This window comes from Curtobacterium sp. SP.BCo (genome assembly GCF_051903265.1).
Classification (GTDB): Bacteria; Actinomycetota; Actinomycetes; order Actinomycetales; family Microbacteriaceae; genus Curtobacterium.
In genome coordinates this window covers 2,506,405-2,524,505 of record NZ_CP194337.1, presented here as the reverse complement: position 1 = coordinate 2,524,505, position 18,101 = coordinate 2,506,405, and the positions used below count along the sequence as shown (strand labels likewise).

Annotated in this window: 15 protein-coding genes and 1 tRNA gene; 13 read left to right on the top strand and 3 right to left on the bottom strand. The window is 70.2% G+C overall.

The window, feature by feature from the left end; all coding sequences use genetic code 11:
* Positions 1-5 precede the first annotated feature (5 nt).
* The 4 genes from ACRQ4B_RS12015 (at position 6) to ACRQ4B_RS12000 (ending at position 1,869) form a co-directional block, all read left to right on the top strand.
* Entirely contained in the window at positions 6-566 is a 561-nt protein-coding gene (locus ACRQ4B_RS12015) for an MOSC domain-containing protein (protein ID WP_439691663.1), read from the top strand.
* 38 nt (positions 567-604) lie between these two features.
* Positions 605-685 (top strand) — tRNA-Leu (locus ACRQ4B_RS12010).
* A gap of 17 nt (positions 686-702) precedes the next feature.
* Complete coding sequence (locus ACRQ4B_RS12005; protein ID WP_096900821.1) at positions 703-1,308, top strand: ANTAR domain-containing response regulator; 606 nt, start codon at positions 703-705, stop codon at positions 1,306-1,308.
* A gap of 90 nt (positions 1,309-1,398) precedes the next feature.
* A complete protein-coding gene (locus tag ACRQ4B_RS12000; protein ID WP_439691662.1) occupies positions 1,399-1,869 on the top strand; it encodes a GNAT family N-acetyltransferase in 471 nt (156 codons plus the stop codon).
* Between the two features lie 13 nt (positions 1,870-1,882).
* Here the strand turns inward: ACRQ4B_RS12000 and ACRQ4B_RS11995 are convergent, their stop codons facing one another.
* A complete protein-coding gene (locus ACRQ4B_RS11995) occupies positions 1,883-2,257 on the bottom strand; it encodes a VOC family protein (RefSeq protein ID WP_439691661.1) in 375 nt (124 codons plus the stop codon).
* Between the two features lie 28 nt (positions 2,258-2,285).
* The gene (locus ACRQ4B_RS11990) at positions 2,286-2,654 is read right to left on the bottom strand and encodes a PaaI family thioesterase (protein ID WP_439694386.1); all 369 of its coding nucleotides are present in this window, start codon (positions 2,652-2,654) and stop codon (positions 2,286-2,288) included.
* Positions 2,655-2,754: 100 nt separating this feature from the next.
* Here ACRQ4B_RS11990 and polA point away from each other — a divergent pair, with 100 nt between their 5' ends.
* The 7 genes from polA to ACRQ4B_RS11955 all read left to right on the top strand — a co-directional run bounded on the left by polA (position 2,755) and on the right by ACRQ4B_RS11955 (position 13,392).
* Positions 2,755-5,427, top strand: a complete 2,673-nt coding sequence (gene polA, locus ACRQ4B_RS11985; RefSeq protein WP_439691660.1) for a DNA polymerase I — start codon at positions 2,755-2,757, stop codon at positions 5,425-5,427.
* A gap of 109 nt (positions 5,428-5,536) precedes the next feature.
* Positions 5,537-7,216: a DUF885 domain-containing protein gene (locus ACRQ4B_RS11980; RefSeq protein WP_439691659.1), complete on the top strand. Its 1,680-nt coding sequence runs from the start codon at positions 5,537-5,539 to the stop codon at positions 7,214-7,216.
* 204 nt (positions 7,217-7,420) lie between these two features.
* Positions 7,421-8,890: a 30S ribosomal protein S1 gene (rpsA, locus tag ACRQ4B_RS11975; RefSeq protein ID WP_439691658.1), complete on the top strand. Its 1,470-nt coding sequence runs from the start codon at positions 7,421-7,423 to the stop codon at positions 8,888-8,890.
* A 93-nt stretch (positions 8,891-8,983) separates the two neighbouring features.
* Complete coding sequence (coaE, locus tag ACRQ4B_RS11970; protein ID WP_439691657.1) at positions 8,984-9,586, top strand: dephospho-CoA kinase; 603 nt, start codon at positions 8,984-8,986, stop codon at positions 9,584-9,586.
* On the top strand, positions 9,583-10,611 hold the full coding sequence (locus tag ACRQ4B_RS11965) for a BPSS1187 family protein (RefSeq protein ID WP_439691656.1): 1,029 nt from the start codon (positions 9,583-9,585) through the stop codon (positions 10,609-10,611). The genes coaE and ACRQ4B_RS11965 overlap by 4 nt, the downstream gene beginning before the upstream one ends.
* Before the next feature lie 52 nt (positions 10,612-10,663).
* Positions 10,664-12,178: an AMP-binding protein gene (locus tag ACRQ4B_RS11960; protein ID WP_439691655.1), complete on the top strand. Its 1,515-nt coding sequence runs from the start codon at positions 10,664-10,666 to the stop codon at positions 12,176-12,178.
* Positions 12,175-13,392 carry an acyltransferase gene (locus ACRQ4B_RS11955; protein WP_439691654.1) on the top strand — a complete coding sequence of 406 codons (1,218 nt, stop codon included), beginning with the start codon at positions 12,175-12,177 and terminating at the stop codon, positions 13,390-13,392. The genes ACRQ4B_RS11960 and ACRQ4B_RS11955 overlap by 4 nt, the downstream gene beginning before the upstream one ends.
* Before the next feature lie 158 nt (positions 13,393-13,550).
* Here the strand turns inward: ACRQ4B_RS11955 and ACRQ4B_RS11950 are convergent, their stop codons facing one another.
* Entirely contained in the window at positions 13,551-14,879 is a 1,329-nt protein-coding gene (locus ACRQ4B_RS11950) for an MFS transporter (protein ID WP_439691653.1), read from the bottom strand.
* 168 nt (positions 14,880-15,047) lie between these two features.
* Between ACRQ4B_RS11950 and uvrB the strand changes: the two genes are divergently transcribed.
* Entirely contained in the window at positions 15,048-17,120 is a 2,073-nt protein-coding gene (uvrB, locus tag ACRQ4B_RS11945) for an excinuclease ABC subunit UvrB (protein ID WP_439694385.1), read from the top strand.
* Positions 17,110-18,057 (top strand): SDR family NAD(P)-dependent oxidoreductase, encoded by a 948-nt coding sequence (locus ACRQ4B_RS11940; protein WP_439691652.1) that lies wholly within the window; start codon positions 17,110-17,112, stop codon positions 18,055-18,057. Before uvrB ends, ACRQ4B_RS11940 begins: the two co-directional genes overlap by 11 nt.
* Positions 18,058-18,101: the final 44 nt, after the last annotated feature.

Here is an 18,101-nt window from a genome sequence, read left to right as displayed (position 1 = left end):
GGAGCATGACCGACGGTGCACAGGACCAGGCGCGGGTGGTGTCCGTCAGCCGCGACGCCGCACACCGCTTCAGCAAACCGGTCGTCGACGAGATCGTGCTGGTCGCGGGTTGGGGCATCGAGGGCGACGCCCACGCAGGCACCACCGTGCAGCACCGCTCCCGCGTCGCCCGTGATCCGTCCCAGCCGAACCTCCGGCAGGTGCACCTGCTGCACGCCGAGGTCTTCGACGAGGTCGCGCAGAACGGCTTCGACGTCACGCCCGGGGCGATGGGGGAGAACGTCACCACCCGCGGCGTCGACCTGCTCGGGCTGCCGGAGGGCACGCTGCTGCGCCTCGGCGACGACGCGGTCGTCCGCGTGACCGGGCTCCGCAACCCCTGCCAGCAGATCAACGACTTCGAGCCGGGGCTCCTCCGCGCGGTCACGGGTCGCGCGGACGACGGCACCGTCGAGCGGAAGGGCGGCGTGATGAGCGTCGTCGTCGCGGGTGGCAGGGTGCGCGGCGGCGACCGGATCGGCGTCGAGCTGCCCGAGGGCACGCACGTCCCGCTCGCCCCGGTGTGAGCGTCACGGCGTCCCGGCTCCTGTAGCCTGGTGGTCTCGCGAGTGTGGTGGAATGGTAGACACGGGGCACTCAAAATGCTCTGCCTCACGGCGTGCGGGTTCGAGTCCCGCCACTCGTACTAGTAGGCTGCATGTCGTGAGTGACTCAGAAGCAACTGCAACAGCACCCCGTCGCGTCGTCGTCGCTGAGGACGAGTCGCTCATCCGTCTCGACATCGTGGAGATCCTCCGCGACAACGGGTTCGACGTCGTCGGTGAGGCGGGTGACGGCGAGACCGCCGTGCAGCTCGCGACCGACCTGCGTCCCGACCTCGTGGTGATGGACGTCAAGATGCCGCAGCTCGACGGCATCTCCGCGGCCGAGAAGCTCTCCAAGAACCACATCGCTCCGGTGGTCCTCCTCACGGCGTTCAGCCAGAAGGACCTCGTCGAGCGTGCGACCGAGGCCGGCGCGCTGGCCTACGTCGTGAAGCCGTTCACCCCGAACGACCTGCTGCCCGCGATCGAGATCGCCCTCTCGCGCCACCAGCAGATCATCACGCTCGAGGCCGAGGTCGCCGACCTCGTCGAGCGCTTCGAGACCCGCAAACTGGTCGACCGCGCCAAGGGCCTGCTGAACGAGAAGATGGGCCTCACCGAGCCCGAGGCGTTCCGCTGGATCCAGAAGGCCTCGATGGACCGTCGTCTCACGATGCACGACGTCGCGAAGGCGATCATCGAGCAGCTCAGCGCCAAGAAGTAGTCGACGCACCGTCGCTCCCGGAGCGCCGTCGGACCTCGTTTCCGGCGGCGCTCTCGCGTTCCGGGCGCGACCACCTGCTTGACTGGGCGGGTGGACGACGTGGTGATCCGTGCCTCCAGGCCCGACGACATGCCGGCGGTGGCCGATCTGCGATGGCGGTGGAGCGTCGTCGAGGGCGGCGTGACGCCCGCGACGACGCCGGAGGCGTACCGCGACGCGATGACGGCGTTCGCCGCGGCGCACCCCGAGACGCACCGGTGCGTCGTCGCGCAGCGCGGCGACCGTGTGCTCGGGATGGCGTGGCTCGGCCTCGTCGCGCGCCCGCCGACGCCGGACCGGCCGGGACGACGTCTGACGGCCGACGTGCAGACCGTCTACGTCCACCCGGACCTGCGGGGCCAGGGTGTCGCGAAGCGGCTGGTGACGGCGCTGCTCGAGGTTGCCGACGAACTCGGCGTCGAGCGGACGTCGGTGCACTCGAGCGTCGACGGCGAGACGCTGTACCGGCGGCTCGGCTTCGGCGACGCCCGACTGCTGCTGCAGCGCCCGCCGGAGGACTGAACCGCGCCGGTCGTCACCCGCGTCGGGGCAGCTGCTGGAGCGTCCAGGCGTTCTCGTCCGGGTCGGTGAAGAAGACGAAGCGGCCCCAGGCCATCTCGTCGACGCCGACGGCGTGCACGCCGAGGCCCTGCAGGTGCGCCAGTGCCGCGTCGGCGTCGGGCACGACGACCTGGATCGACTTCAACGAACCGGGGCGGACGTCGGGCGACATGATGCCCTGGCCGAACGCGATCGAGCACGCCGACCGGGGCGGTGTGGCCTGGACGAACCGGACGTCGTCGGAGACGCGCTGGTCGTGGTCGATCGTGAAGCCGATGCGTTCGTAGAACTCGCGGGAGCGGTCGACGTCGCTGACGGGGACCATGACGAGTTCGATCTTCCAGTCCACGGCGGACTCCCTGGGTCGGCGCGAGGGTTCAGCGGGCCTCGCGGATCATGTTCGTGATGCGCACCGTGGAGCAGCGTCGCCCCTGGTCGTCGGTGAGGACGATCTCGTGCGTGGTGAGGGTGTTCCCGAGGTGCAGTGCGGTGCAGGTGCCGGTCACCGTGCCGCTCGTGGCGCTCCGGGAGTGCGAGGCGTTCAGCTCGATGCCGACGGCGTACCGGCCGGGTCCGGCATGGACGTTCGCGGCCATCGAGCCCAGGCTCTCGGCGAGGACGACGTAGGCGCCGCCGTGCAGGAGTCCGACCGGCTGCCGGTTGCCCTCGACGGGGATGGTGCCCACGGCCCGCTCGGCGGAGAGCTCCGTGATGACCATGCCCATCTTCTCGGCGAGCTCGCCCATGCCGCGGTCTGCGAGCCGCCCGTCGACGGTCCCGGTGGTGGTGGCTTCGTCGGTCACGCTCGCGGACTCCCGTGTCGGATGGCGTCGGTAGGCTGTCCGGGTGTCGGACTCCGCAAAGCCTACCCTCATGGTCATCGACGGCCACTCGCTCGCCTTCCGGGCCTTCTACGCGCTGCCGGTCGACAGTTTCGTGAACCGTGAAGGTCAGCACACGAACGCCATCCACGGCTTCATCTCGATGCTGCTCATGCTCCTCCAGCGCGAGAAGCCGACCCACCTCGCCGTCGCGTTCGACATCTCCCGGTTCTCGTTCCGCACCCGTGAGTACGAGGACTACAAGGGCACCCGCTCCGAGACGCCGCCGGAGTTCAAGGGCCAGATCCCGCTCCTGCAGCAGGCGCTCGAGGCGATGGGCATCACGACCGTCACGAAGGAGGACTACGAGGCCGACGACATCCTCGCCACCTTCGCCCGCCAGGGGTCCGAGCAGGGCTACCAGGTGTACGTGGTCTCCGGTGACCGTGACTCCATCCAGCTCGTGAACGACGACGTCACGCTGCTCTACCCGTCGGTGCGCGGTGTGTCCGAACTGACCCGCTACGACCGGGACAAGGTGCACGAGCGGTACGGGATCGAACCGCACCAGTACCCCGACATCGCGGCGCTGGTGGGGGAGACCAGCGACAACCTGATCGGCATCGACAAGGTCGGCGAGAAGACCGCGGTCAAGTGGATCACCGCCTACGGCTCCCTCGACGGGGTCCTCGAGCACGCCGACGAGATCAAGGGCGTCGTCGGCAACAACCTGCGCGAGCAGAAGGACCGGGCGATCCGGAACCGGAAGCTGAACCGGCTCGTGAACGACGTCGAGCTGCCCGTCGGTCCCGCCGACGTCGCACTCCGTCCGCTCGACGAGCAGGCCGTCCGGGACCTCTTCGCGAAGCTGCAGTTCCGCACGCTGCTCGACCGCGTGTTCAAGGTCGCCGGTTCGGGCGAGCCGTCCGAGGCCACCGCGGCCGAGGGCACGGTGGACAGCGGTGCGCCGACCCCGCCGCCCGTCAAGACCCTCATCGACGAGGAGCTCGGCTACTGGCTGGAGCGCCGCAACGCCACCGAGGCGGCGAACGGCTACGGCGTCGCGGTCGAGGTCATCGACGGTCGGCTCAGCGCGATCGGCATCGCCACGCACGACGACGCCGTGCTCGTGCCCGGCGGCAGCGGCGCGAAGGACTACGAGCAACTGTCCGCGTGGTTCGCGTCCGACGCGCCGAAGCACTTCCACGACGCCAAGGCCGCGATCAAGACGCTCGCCGCCGTCGGCTTCGAGGTGAACGGCATCGCGGGCGACGCCCGCATCATGGGGTGGCTCGCCCAGCCCGGCAAGCAGGGGCAGCCGCTGAGCGACCTCGTCTACCAGGAGCTCGGCGAGGAGCTGCCGACGGCCGACCCGAACCAGCTCGTCCCGGAGACCGACCCGGTGAACGTCGGCGTGCACGCGTGGTTCGTCCTCCGCGTCACCACGGCACTGCGCGCCCGCATCGACGCCTCGTCGCTCACGGTGCTCGACGACATCGAGCTGCCGCTGGTGCCGGTGCTCGCCGGCATGGAGACCACGGGCGTCGCGATCGACCGGCCGGTGCTGACCGACCTGTCGCACGAGCTCGGGGAGCGCGCGGCCGAACTGGCGCAGCAGGCGTTCGCCGAGATCGGGCACGAGGTCAACCTCGGTTCGCCGAAGCAGCTGCAGGAGGTGCTGTTCACCGAGCTCGCGATGCCGAAGACCCGCAAGACCAAGACCGGGTTCTCGACGGACGCCGCGAGCCTGGCGGACCTGCAGGAGCAGCACCCGCACCCGTTCCTCGGCCTGCTGCTGCAGCACCGTGACGCCACGAAGCTCCGGCAGATCGTCGACACCCTCGACGCGGCGATCGTCGACGGACGCATCCACACCCGGTACGAGCAGACCGGCAGCAGCACCGGCCGCATCTCCTCGACCGACCCGAACCTGCAGAACATCCCCGTGAAGACCGCGGTCGGTCGCCGGGTCCGCTCGGCCTTCGCCGTGGCGGAGCCGTACACGACCCTGATCACCGCCGACTACTCGCAGATCGAGATGCGGATCATGGCGCACCTCTCCGGCGACCCCGGACTGATCCAGGCGTTCAACGAGGGCGAGGACCTGCACCGCTTCGTCGGCGCGCGGGTGTTCTCCGTCGAGCCGGCCGACGTGACGCCGGAGATGCGCACGAAGGTCAAGGCGATGTCGTACGGCCTCGCCTACGGCCTCAGCCCGTTCGGGCTGTCGAAGCAGCTGCGCATCGAGCAGTCCGAGGCGCGGACGCTGATGAACGAGTACTTCGCCCGATTCGGCGCCGTCCGTGACTACCTGCGCGGCGTCGTCGAGCAGGCGCGCGAGGACGGCTACACCGAGACGATCTTCGGCCGTCGGCGTCCCTTCCCGGACCTGAAGAGCCCGAACCGGGTGCTCCGCGAGAACGCCGAACGCGCGGCCCTGAACGCGCCGATCCAGGGCTCGGCGGCGGACATCATGAAGATCGCGATGCTCGGCGTCGCGGCGGACCTGCGGGACGGCGGACTCGCGTCGCACCTGCTGCTGCAGGTGCACGACGAGCTCATCCTCGAGGTCGCGCCCGGCGAGCAGGAGCGCGTCGAGGAGATCCTGCGGACCCGCATGGGCGCGGCGGCGGACCTGACGGTCCCGCTCGACGTGTCCGTCGGCGTCGGCCCGAACTGGGAGGCCGCGGCGCACTGACGCGTGACCGCTCGTCGGACTGGAGGCACGGTGTCGGCTGGCACCGTGCCTCCAGTCCGTCCGTGGCCGGGTCGCGGACCCGTCGGCGGTCCTCGATAGGGTCGGGAGCATGACCGATGACCGTCCTGTCCGCCAACCGTCCGCCGTCGACCGTGTCGCCGAGGACTGGGTGACCACCCTCGTCGACCTCGACCCCACCGTCGCCACCTACATCGGCGTCGACGGCCGCACCGGGGAGTACGGCGACACCTCGCCCGCCGGTGCCGCCGCGATGGCCGCCGCCGCCCGGGCCGCGAAGCGCGCACTCGACGCAGCCGACGCCGTGGACGCCGTGGACCGCGTGACCAAGGCCGACCTCGGCGCCGAGCTCGACCTCGTCCAGGAGTCCTTCGACCGCAAGCTCCACCTGCGCGACCTCAACGTGATCGCGAGCCCGGCACAGTCCGTGCGGGAGATCCTCGACCTCATGCCGACCGGCACCGAGTCGGACTGGCAGGACATCGCGAGCCGACTGCACGCGCTGCCGGACGCGCTCGAGGGCATCCGCGAGACCCTGCTCGAGGGCACGCGCGAGGACGTCACGCCGGCGAAGCGGCAGGTCGCGCTCATCGCCGAGCAGGCCGCCCGCAACGGTGCCGAGGACGGCGTGTTCCGGCAGCTCGTCGACGGCGCCGCGTTCGACGGCGACGGCTCGGTGCCGGACTCGCTGCGTGCCGAGCTGGCCCGCGGGGCCGAGGTCGCCGCGGCCGCGTACCGCTCGTTCGGCCAGTTCCTCGAGCACGAACTGCTGCCGCTCGCCACGCCCGTCGACGCCGTCGGGCGCGAGGCGTACGAGCTGCACTCCCGTCGGTTCCTCGGCGCCGTCGTCGACCTCGACGAGACCTACGAGTGGGGGATCGAGGAGCTCGCCCGGATGCGCGAGGAGCAGGAGCGCATCGCCGACCGCATCGAGTCCGGCGCGAGCGTTGCGCGCGCCATCGAGGTCCTCGACACCGATCCGGCCCGCGTGCTGCACGGCACCGACGCGCTGCAGCGCTGGATGCAGGAGACGAGCGACGAGTCCATCCGCGCGATGGACGGCAAGTACTTCGACATCGCGGACCCGATCAAGCGCCTGGAGTGCCGGATCGCCCCCACGCAGGAGGGCGGGATCTACTACACCGGTCCGTCCGACGACTTCTCGCGTGCCGGCCGCATGTGGTGGTCCGTGCCGCAGGGCGTCACCGAGTTCGGCACCTGGCGGGAGAAGACGACGGTCTACCACGAGGGCGTTCCGGGCCACCACCTGCAGATCAGCCAGGGCGTCTACAACCGCGGCGAGCTGAACACCTGGCGTCGGCAGCTGTCCGGGTCCTCCGGGCACGTCGAGGGCTGGGCGCTCTACGCCGAGCGGTTGATGGAGCAGCTCGGGTTCCTCGACGACGACGGGGACCGCCTCGGGATGCTCGACGGCCAGCGGATGCGTGCCGCCCGTGTGGTGCTCGACATCGGGGTGCACCTGCAGAAGACGAACCCCGACGGCGGCGCCTGGACGTGGGAGTACGCGCTCGACTTCATGCGCGAGAACGTGAACATGTCCGACGCGTTCGTGCAGTTCGAGGTCGCCCGGTACTTCGGGTGGCCGGGACAGGCGCCGTCGTACAAGGTCGGTCAGCGCGTCTGGGAGTCGATCCGGGACGAGGTCGCCGCTCGTGAGGGCTCGGCGTTCGACCTGAAGGCGTTCCACCACCGGGCGCTCGCGCTCGGCAGCATCGGCCTCGACACACTCCGGACCGCGCTCCTCGACTGAAGCCGGAGCCCCACGACCGGGCGACACGCCCGGTTGTGGGGCTTCGCTGCGAGTGGTTAGACTTGTGCGGCGCATCCTGCGCCACGGTGCATCCGCACCATCCAACAAATCGCCATGACGGCTCGCATCGGCATCCGGTGCGGACCAGGGGGTCGCTCCCTCGCCGTCAGGGCCCGACTCATGTCCGTTCGGAGCAATCTCTACATGACAACCACCACGACCAAGGCTCCCAAGCAGGTCGCCATCAACGACATCGGCTCGGCTGATGACTTCCTGGCCGAGGTCGAGAAGACCCTGAAGTTCTTCAACGACGGAGACCTCATCTCCGGCACCGTCGTGAAGATCGACCGCGACGAGGTCCTCCTCGACGTCGGTTACAAGACCGAGGGTGTCATCCCCTCGCGCGAACTCTCGATCAAGCACGACGTCGACCCCAACGAGGTCGTCGAGGTCGGCGACGAGGTCGAGGCCCTGGTCCTCCAGAAGGAGGACAAGGAAGGTCGCCTCATCCTGTCGAAGAAGCGTGCGCAGTACGAGCGTGCGTGGGGCGACGTCGAGAAGATCAAGGAGTCCGACGGCGTCGTGACCGGCACGGTCATCGAGGTCGTCAAGGGCGGTCTGATCGTCGACATCGGCCTCCGTGGCTTCCTCCCGGCCTCGCTCATCGAGCTGCGCCGCGTCCGCGACCTCACGCCGTACCTCGGCCAGGAGCTCGAGGCGAAGATCCTCGAGCTCGACAAGAACCGCAACAACGTGGTCCTCTCGCGCCGTGCACTGCTCGAGCAGACGCAGTCCGAGTCGCGCACCACCTTCCTCAACAACCTCCACAAGGGCCAGGTCCGCAAGGGCATCGTGTCGTCGATCGTCAACTTCGGTGCGTTCGTCGACCTCGGCGGCGTCGACGGTCTCGTCCACGTCTCCGAGCTCAGCTGGAAGCACATCGAGCACGCCAGCGAGGTCGTCGAGGTCGGTCAGGAAGTCACCGTCGAGATCCTCGAGGTGGACCTGGACCGCGAGCGCGTGTCGCTCTCGCTCAAGGCCACGCAGGAGGACCCGTGGCAGGTCTTCGCCCGCACCCACGCGATCGGCCAGATCGCACCGGGCAAGGTCACGAAGCTTGTGCCGTTCGGTGCCTTCGTCCGCGTCGCCGACGGCATCGAGGGCCTCGTGCACATCTCGGAGCTCTCGAACAAGCACGTCGAGCTCGCCGAGCAGGTCGTGTCGGTCAACGACGAGGTCTTCGTCAAGATCATCGACATCGACCTCGACCGTCGCCGTATCTCCCTCAGCCTCAAGCAGGCCAACGAGGGCGTCGACCCGGAGGGCACCGAGTTCGACCCGGCGCTCTACGGCATGCCGACGGAGTACGACGACAAGGGCGACTACAAGTACCCGGACGGCTTCGACCCGGAGACGAACGAGTGGCTCGAGGGCTACGACACCCAGCGCACCGAGTGGGAGGGCCAGTACGCGGCCGCCCAGGCGCGTTGGGAGGCCCACAAGGCGCAGGTCGCGAAGACCATCGCCGACGAGGCGCAGGGTGGCTTCGACCTCCCGGCCAGCGCTTCCTCGTCGTCGACGTTCGCGGCCGAGTCGAACGGTCAGGGTCAGGGCACCCTCGCCGACGACGCGTCGCTCGCCGCGCTCCGCGAGAAGCTCAGCTCGACCAACTGATCGAGCGGCTCACCGCGACCGGAAGCCCGGCACTCCTGCGAAGGGGTGCCGGGCTTCCGGCCGTTCGGGGGGTCTGCTCGCTACGCTGTCCCGGTGCGCATCATCGGTCTCACGGGCGGCATCGCCGCGGGCAAGTCGACGGTCTCCCAGCGGTGGGCGGCGCACGGTGCGGTCGTGGTCGATGCCGACCGACTGGCGCGTGCAGCGGTGGCGCCGGGCAGCCCCGGGCTCGCGCAGGTCGTGGAGCGCTTCGGTCCCGGTGTGATCGCCGCCGACGGGTCGCTCGACCGGCCGGCGCTCGGCGCGATCGTGTTCGCCGACGCGGCGGCCCGCAAGGACCTCGAGGGCATCACCCACCCGGAGGTCTGGCGGCTTGCGCAGGCGGCGTTCGACGCGGCCGAGGCCGCCGACCCGGACGCCGTCGTGGTCTACGACGTCCCGCTGCTCGCCGAGGCACGGGGGAGTCGACCGCTGCGGTTCGACGCCGTGGTCGTCGTCGACGCTCCGGCCGCTCAACGGGTCGAACGGCTCGTGGAGCACCGTGGGATGGCCCGCGACGAGGCCGAGCGTCGGGTGGGTGCACAGGCGAGCGATGCCGACCGTCTGGCACTGGCGGACCACGTGGTTGACGCCACCGGGACGCTCGAGGAGACCCTCCGGTCGGCGGACGACGTCTGGGACCGTGTCGTCCGATGAAGCACCGCTCGGTCGTGGCCCTGGCGGTCGTGGTCCTCGTGGCGATCGGGGGTGCGTCCCTCGTCGCAGCGAACGTCCTCGGAGCGGAACGTGTCGAGCAGCACGGACGGGTGTCCGCTGCCGATCGGCCGCACGGTGACCAGCACGGCCCGGAGGGAGCGCTGCACCGCTTCCGACTCGGGACGATCAACGGCCAGCGACTCGAGCCGAACCGGGACGACTTCGCTGCCCGCACGAACGCAGACGGGCCGCTCCTGCTCTTCCTGCCGGCGACCCGTGCGAAGCCGGCGGACTACCAGCGCTTCCTCGGGACTGCGCTGCAGGACGGGTACCACGTGCTCGGGCTCGACTACTGGAACCTCGGCAAGACCCTGACCGGCACGTGTCAGGCCGACCCGCAGTGCTACGGAGCGGTGCAGCGGAACCGGTTCGACGGCAGCCGACCCTCGGAGTTCAGCTCGGTCCGACCGTCCGGGTCGATCGTCTCCCGGCTCCGCGACGCGATCGCGTACCTCGAGGACCACGACCCGAACGGCGGTTGGGGGCGGTTCGTCCGCGACGACCAGGACGTCGCCTGGAACGACGTCGTCGTCGCCGGGCACTCGCAGGGTGGTGGTGAGGCCGCCTACATCGCGCACATCAGGTCCGTGCAGGGGGCGCTGATGTTCTCGTCGCCCGTGGAGTCGTTCGGGGCTGTGCACGCCGCCTGGATGGACCGGCCGGGGCGCACACCGGTGAGCCGCATGTACGCGATCGACGACGTCCGTGACGTGTTCGGTGCCCGGATCCGTGGCTCCTGGTCGGTGATGGGCCTCGATGGTGCTTCCGGTCCGTTCCGCACCGACACCGCTCCGCCGGGCACGGACGCCGACCCCCACGCGATCCTGACGGACATCCGGGTCGGGACGCCCGGGCAGTCGCACTCCAGGATCATCAAGGACTCGACGCCGCTCGGTCCGGACGGCACACCCCGGATGCTGGCGCTCTGGCAGTGGCTCCTGCACCGGTTCCCCTCGCGCCCCTGAGTCAGGCCACGAGCCTCGGTCACGTCATAGGGTCGCGCAATACGCTGGGGCCGTGCAGCGAGCCGGTGAAGGACCCGACCTGCGCTCGATCATCCGTGCGTGCGCGGCGGAGGACTCCGGGCGTCACTACCTCGAGGACGCGCGCAGCGACCGTGTGCTGACCTACGGCGCGCTGGAGCGGGCGGTGTCCGCGTGGGCTGACGCGTTCGACGGGATCGGCATCGCCCCGTCCGGGGCCGTGCTCGTCGACCTCGGCGACCCGCTCGCGTTCGCCGTCGTGTACCTCGCTGCCCTCGCCTCCGGACGTCGCGCGGTCCCCGTCGACACCGGGCAACCCGCCGGTGAACCCGGCCGTCTCGCCGGCCTCGTCGGCGGCGCGTCGATCGTGGTGTCGGACCGCGACGTGGACGCAACCCTCCCCGGAGCCCCCGCCAGCAGGATCGACGCGGCCACGTTCCTCCCGGCGGACGTCCGTCTGCCGGCACACCTCCGCGACGGCGACCTGCCCGGTGCGGGTCCGGACGCGCCTGGAGAGGGGTCGGTCGTGCTCTTCACGTCCGGTTCGACGGGCACGCCGAAGGGTGTCGAGCTGCCCGAATCGCAACTGCTCTTCGTCGCCCGGGCGGTTGCTCGGCACAACCGTCTGACGCCGGCGGACCGTGGGTTCAACTCGCTGCCGCTGTTCCACGTCAACGCCGAGGTCGTCGGGTTGCTCGCGTCCCTCGTCTCGGGCGCGACCCTGGTGGTCGACCGGCGCTTCCGCCGGACCGGGTTCTGGGAGCTGCTCGCAGATCGGGGGATCACCTGGCTCAACGCGGTCCCGGCGATCCTTGCCGTCCTCGCGAAGACTGGTCCGCTCGACTTCCCGCACGGCCTGCGGTTCGTGCGCAGCGCCTCGGCGCCGCTACCCGACCCGTTGCGGCAGGCCCTCGGCGACGTCCCCCTCGTCGTCAGTTGGGGCATGACGGAGGGCGCGTCGCAGATCACCGCGACACCACTCGGGACCCCGGCGCGTCCCGGCTCCGTCGGAGTCCCCGTCGGGACCGAGGTGCAGGTCCGTGGTGACGACGGTGCGGTGGTGGGGCCCGGTGTGGTCGGCGCGCTGTGGATCCGCGGTGAGGGTGTCGTGCGGCGCTACCTGGGCGGCCGCGCCGGCGAACGGTTCGACGAGGACGGCTGGCTGAGCACCGGTGACCTGGGCTCGGTCTCCGCGGACGGTTGGGTGTCGCTCGCCGGCCGGTCCGACGACGTCATCAACCGCGGCGGCGAGAAGGTGTACCCGTCCGAGGTCGAGGACGTCCTGCTCGGGGACGATCGCGTGCTCGAGGTCGTCGTCGTGGGGCGCCCGCACGACGTGCTCGGCGCCGTCCCGGTCGCGTACGTGATCGCACGCTCGGACGAACCGACCGACGTCGGCAGGCTCGTAACCGACCTCACCGCCCGTGCGGAAGAACGTCTCACCCGGTTCCGGCGCCCCGTCGAGATCGTCGTCGTGCCCGACCTGCCTCGCGCCGCGACCGGCAAGGTCCAGCGCGCGAAGGTGCGATCCATGGCAGCACAGTCGTGAGTGGCGACCAGGCGCAGACGCCGACCCGGACCGCCGAGGGCGGAGCACGGCACCTGTACGAGGTCGACGTCCTCCGGATCCTCACGTTCGCGTGCGTCATCGGCGTGCACACGACGAGCCACACCGTGGCCTCCGACGACGTCCCGCTGAACGCCTTGCTCGGGCTGCTGCACTTCACCCGACTGGTGTTCTTCTCGCTGACGGCCTTCGTGCTCGTGTACAGCTACACCCTGCGCCCCCGCCCGATGGCCCAGTTCTGGCCGAAGCGCTTCCTCCTCGTCGGGGTGCCGTACCTGGCGTGGTCGTTCGTCTACGTCGGCTCGTCGTGGTTGCTCAGCGACAGCCGGCGCGGTGACGTTCCGGACCTGGTGCGCAGCGTCGCCGGAGGGATCGTCACGGGCACGTCGTGGTACCACCTGTACTTCCTGCTCGTGACGATGCAGGTGTACCTGTTGCTCCCGGCGATCGTCTGGCTCGTCCGACGGACCCGGGGACACCACCTGGCCACCCTCGTCGTCTCGCTGTCGGTGCAGCTCGTGGTCTTCGCCGGGTACAAGTACTTCCCGGCGAGCGATGCCTGGCTGCACGGGTACCAGAAGCAGTTCTTCTTCTCGTACGTGTTCTTCATCGTGTCCGGCGCGATCGCCGCCGACCACGCCGATGCCTTCCTACGGTTCATCCGGGTACACCGGAACGCCGTGCTCTGGGGCTCCGCCGGGATCGGAGCGCTCACGCTGGGGGTCTGGGCCCTGCAGGTCGGCCTCGGGCAGTCGCTCTACGCCGCGGGGACGCCCCTGCAGCCGGTCCAGGTGATCTGGAGCGGGGCGGTCTTCGTCGGGTTCCTGGCGGTCGGGGTGCGGTGGGCGGACCGCCGTCGGCCGGGCAGTCCGCTCGCGCGGTTCGTCGACTACGGCTCCGACCGGTCCTTCGGCATCTTCCTCAGCCACCCGTTCATGATCTGGATCCTGTTGTACGGCGACAGCTGGCTCGAGCAGGTGGTGCCGAAGCCGTGGCTCACGCTGGTGACGTACGTCCTGGTGCTCGGGCTGTCCGTGGCCGTCACGGAGCTGTTCCGGTGGACTCCGCTGAGCGTGCCGCTCACGGGGCGGCCGTCCCTCGCGTCACGCGAGCAGCGGCAGGCCCGGTCGCGGAGACGGGAGCGCGGGACCGCCGGGCCCGTCGGTGCGGCCCAGGGGGAGCCGCGGGCTCGCTAGTCGCGACGCCGACCGGCCGGGCCGGACGGGACGGGAGGCGCGGGGCCGGCTGCACCCGTGCCTCCCGTCGGACTCGGGGCGGGTGAGCGAGCCCGTGGTGACCGGGCGGGCGTGTCGGGGCGCTGCCCCGCCCGACGGCGACCGCGGTCGCCCGCCGGTCAGGAGGGATGCTGTTCCGCCTTCGGGATCCCGACCTCGAGGACACCGTCGGTCATCGTCAGACGCTGCGGCTTCATGCACCAGGCGACCACCGCAGCTGCGGCGAGCAGGGCGCACGAGAGCGCGAACGGCAGCTGCCACCCGGATGCGTCGATGAGTGCCCCGAACACGATCGGTGAGATCACCCCCGCGATGCCGAAGCCGGTGTTCATGAAGCCGGACGCGGTGCCCGACCACTGGGGCGCGACGTCCATCGGGATCGCCCACAGGTTGGCGTTGCAGAGTTCGAGGAAGAAGAACGACAGGGCCAGCGAGATCGTCGCCACGACCAGGCCCTGCCCGATGACGAGCGGCACGAGGCAGACGAGTGATCCGCCGAGGCCGATGACGAGGACGGTGCGCCGGGCGTTCCGCGTGTCGCCGCCGCGGTGGATGACCCGGTCGCTGAGCATGCCGCCGACGGTGTCCCCGACGACACCGGCGAGCAGGACGAGGGTGGTGAAGAGCGCGAACTGACTGATCGGCAGGCCGTAGGTGCTGCTGAGGAAGGTCGGGATCCAGGTGAGGAACACCCAGAGCACCCAGCCGTACCCGAAGTCGACGAAGGTCACCGGCAGGATCTGACGGGCAAGCCTGCGCCACGGGACCGGTGGACGGGTGGTTCGGGTCTCCGCAGGCGGGAGTTCGTCCAGCTCGGCCTGGTGGATGCCGGCGGTGTCCTCGGGCTTGTCGCGGAACCAGGTGAACCAGACGATCGCCCACGCGATGGAGAGCACCGCGGTGGCGAAGAAGGCCCAGCGCCAGCTCCCGGTCGCGCCGATCACCCAGGCGACGAGGAGCGGTGCGAGGGCGTTGCCGAGCCGGGCGGCGGAGTGCACGACCCCCTGCGCGAAGCCGTTGCGGTCGCGGGGGATCCACCGGCTCATCGCCTGCGTGGCCGCCGGGAACGCTGCGGCCTCACTGAGCCCGAGCAGCGCGCGGGCGGCGAAGAGCGTCCAGAACCCGACCGAGAACCCGGTCCACAGGGTGGCGACGCCCCACAGGACGGTGATGACGAAGAGGGCCTTCCGCGGGCCGAACTTCTCGGCGATGGTGCCGCCGAAGACCTGGAGCAGGGCGTACGGCAACGCGAAGGCGGAGACGATGAGGCCGGCGGTCGTCTCGTTGAAGCCGAAGTCCTCGGTGATGTGGGGGAGCGCGGTGGAGATGTTCGTGCGGTCGATGTAGGAGATCGCGTACATGCAGCACAGGAGCAGGAGCACGCGCCCGCGGATGCGTCCGCGGAACGGGGTGCCCTTCGTCGATGCGGCGGGGGTCGCCGTCGTCATGGGGCCTCTTCAGGAGTGAGGGTGTGTCGGGTCACTGAACGGATCAGAGGCTAAGCGCGGTCCTTATCAGCTGTCTCTGAGCATCCTTGGGGCGGACGATACGCCGTGGGCGAGTGGACCGCTCCGGTGTCAGGGGTCCCGACTACCGTTGACGGCATGGCAGTGTCAATCGAGCCCACGCGCGCGGTCCGCCCGTTCGAGGTCATCAGCGAGTACTCGCCGAGCGGTGACCAGCCCGCGGCGATCGCCGAACTCGCGGGCCGCATCAACGCCGGTGAGACCGACGTGGTGCTCCTCGGTGCCACCGGTACCGGCAAGTCCGCGACCACCGCCTGGCTCATCGAGCAGGTGCAGCGTCCCACGCTCGTGCTGGCGCACAACAAGACGCTCGCGGCCCAGCTCGCCAACGAGTTCCGCAGTCTGCTGCCGAACAACGCCGTCGAGTACTTCGTGTCCTACTACGACTACTACCAGCCCGAGGCGTACGTCCCGCAGACGGACACCTTCATCGAGAAGGACTCCTCGGTCAACGCGGAGGTCGAGCGGCTCCGGCACTCGACGACGAACTCGTTGCTCAGTCGTCGCGACGTCGTGGTGGTCTCGACCGTCTCCTGCATCTACGGCCTCGGGACGCCGGAGCAGTACATGAACGCCTCGGTCGCGCTGCACGTCGGCCAGACGATCCCGCGCGACCAGCTCGTCCGCAAGTTCGTCGCGATGCAGTACCAGCGCAACGACGTCGACTTCGCGCGTGGCACGTTCCGAGTCCGTGGCGACACGCTCGAGATCATCCCGATGTACGAAGAGCACGCGATCCGCATCGAGATGTTCGGCGACGAGGTCGAGGCGCTGTCCTACCTGCACCCGCTCACCGGCAACGTCATCGAGGACATGCCGGCGGTGTCGATCTTCCCGGCGTCGCACTACGTCGCCGACACCGACGTCATGCACCGCGCGATCGGCACGATCAAGGAAGAACTGGCCGAGCGGCTCGCCGAGCTCGAGGGCCAGGGCAAGCTGCTCGAGGCGCAGCGTCTCCGGATGCGCACCACGTTCGACATCGAGATGATGGAGCAGATCGGCTTCTGCTCCGGCATCGAGAACTACTCGCGGCACATGGACGCCCGCGCCGCCGGCGAAGCTCCGCACTGCCTGCTCGACTTCTTCCCGGACGACTTCCTGATCGTGATCGACGAGTCGCACGTCACCGTGCCGCAGATCGGCGCGATGTACGAGGGGGACGCATCGCGGAAGCGCACGCTCGTCGAACACGGCTTCCGCCTGCCGAGCGCGCTCGACAACCGTCCGCTCACGTGGGAGGAGTTCCTCGAGCGCGCCGGACAGAAGGTCTACCTGTCGGCGACCCCGGGCCGGTACGAACTCGGCGTCACGGACAGCGTCGTCGAGCAGATCATCCGACCGACCGGTCTGATCGACCCGGAGATCGTGGTGAAGCCGAGCGACGGTCAGATCGACGACCTGCTCGAGGAGATCAAGCAGCGCGTCGACAAGGACGAACGCGTGCTCGTGACCACCCTGACGAAGCGGATGGCGGAGGAGCTCACCGACTTCCTCGGCAACGCGGGCGTCCGGGTGCGCTACCTGCACTCCGACGTCGACACGCTCAAGCGTGTCGAGCTCCTCACCGAGTTGCGCCAGGGCGTCTACGACGTGCTGGTCGGCATCAACCTGCTGCGCGAGGGCCTCGACCTGCCCGAGGTGTCGCTGGTCGCGATCCTCGACGCCGACAAGGAGGGCTTCCTCCGCTCGTCGACGTCGCTCATCCAGACGATCGGTCGTGCCGCCCGCAACGTGTCGGGCCAGGTGCTGATGTACGCCGACAAGATGACCGATTCGATGAAGCAGGCGATCGAGGAGACCGATCGCCGCCGCGAGAAGCAGGTCGCCTACAACCTCGAGCGTGGCATCGACCCACAGCCGCTGCGGAAGAAGATCGCGGACATCACCGAGGTCCTGGCGCGCGAGAACGACGACACGAAGGCCCTGCTCGAAGGTCGTTCCGGCGCGGACGGACGTCGGTCGCCGACCCCGAACCTGCGCCGTGGCGGCATCGCGGGCGAGGGCGCGACCCAGCTCGAGGCGACGATCGGGGACCTCAACGACCAGATGTTGCAGGCCGCTGCCGAGCTGAAGTTCGAGCTCGCCGCCCGGCTGCGCGACGAGGTGCAGGACCTCAAGAAGGCGCTCCGCCAGATGGAGGCGGCCGGGCATGTCAGCTGACGCCGGCACGACCGACGGGCCGCGCGCCGCAGTGCGACGCACCGTCGTCGTGACGGGCGCGAGCGCTGGGCTCGGCTACTTCGCGGCCGAGCAGCTCGCCGCAGCGGGGCACCGGGTGGTGCTCGCGACGCGCAACGAGACCCGCGCCGCGGCGGCCGAGCGGAGCATCCGCCGTCATGTCCCGGACGCCGACCTCGGGCAGCTGCACCTCGACCTCGCCGACCTGGACAGCGTCCGCGCGGGCGCGGCCAATCTCGCGCGGCTGGAGCCCGACGGCGTGGACGCGATCGTCAACAACGCCGGCGTGGTCGGCTCCGGCACGATGCAGACGACGCCGCAGGACACCGAGCTGCAGATCGGCACCAACCACCTCGGTCACTTCGCGTGGACGGCATCGACCCTGCCGTTGCTCGAGGCGCGCGGGGGCCGGGTCGTCCACCTCGGGTCGATCGCGCACCGCTGGGCGCGTCTGGACCGTGCCGACCCGCTCGGGGTCGGCCGCTACTCCAGCTACCGGCAGTACGGGCGGAGCAAGCTCGCGGTGATGCTGTTCGGCTTCGAGCTGGCCCAACGGCTGGCGGACGCCGGCTCGTCGGTGGCGAGCGTCGTCGCCCACCCGGGGTTCTCGCTCGACGTCCTCGCACCGGACCGTCTGGACATCGCCGCGTCGCGGTCGGAGCCGGCGTGGACGCGTCCGGCGCAGCGTCTGTACGCGCAGGGCAAGGACGTCGGCGCCGACCCACTGGTGCACGCGGCGGTGGGGCAGGACGTCCGCTCGGGGGAGTACTGGGGTCCGTCGGGCTGGATGCAGCTCCGGGGCCCAGCGGCCGTCGTCGCCGCCGAACCCAGGGCCCACGACCGGACCGAGGCGGCCCGGCTCTGGACCGCGAGCGAGCGTGCCGCCGGGGTCGCGTTCGCTCTCGACGCACTCGTCTGACCGTCCATCGCGGCCGAATGTCGGTACCGCTTCGTAGAATCGAC

Excerpts from the sequence above, each read along its gene's own strand:
- ACRQ4B_RS11940 (WP_439691652.1), top strand. The coding sequence starts at position 17,110 with ATGTCAGCTGACGCCGGCACGACCGACGGGCCGCGCGCCGCAGTGCGA.
- ACRQ4B_RS11980 (WP_439691659.1), top strand. The coding sequence starts at position 5,537 with ATGACCGATGACCGTCCTGTCCGCCAACCGTCCGCCGTCGACCGTGTC.
- ACRQ4B_RS11990 (WP_439694386.1), bottom strand. The coding sequence starts at position 2,654 with ATGGGCGAGCTCGCCGAGAAGATGGGCATGGTCATCACGGAGCTCTCC.
- ACRQ4B_RS11950 (WP_439691653.1), bottom strand. The coding sequence starts at position 14,879 with ATGACGACGGCGACCCCCGCCGCATCGACGAAGGGCACCCCGTTCCGC.
- rpsA (WP_439691658.1), top strand. The coding sequence starts at position 7,421 with ATGACAACCACCACGACCAAGGCTCCCAAGCAGGTCGCCATCAACGAC.
- ACRQ4B_RS12015 (WP_439691663.1), top strand. The coding sequence starts at position 6 with ATGACCGACGGTGCACAGGACCAGGCGCGGGTGGTGTCCGTCAGCCGC.
- ACRQ4B_RS11965 (WP_439691656.1), top strand. The coding sequence starts at position 9,583 with ATGAAGCACCGCTCGGTCGTGGCCCTGGCGGTCGTGGTCCTCGTGGCG.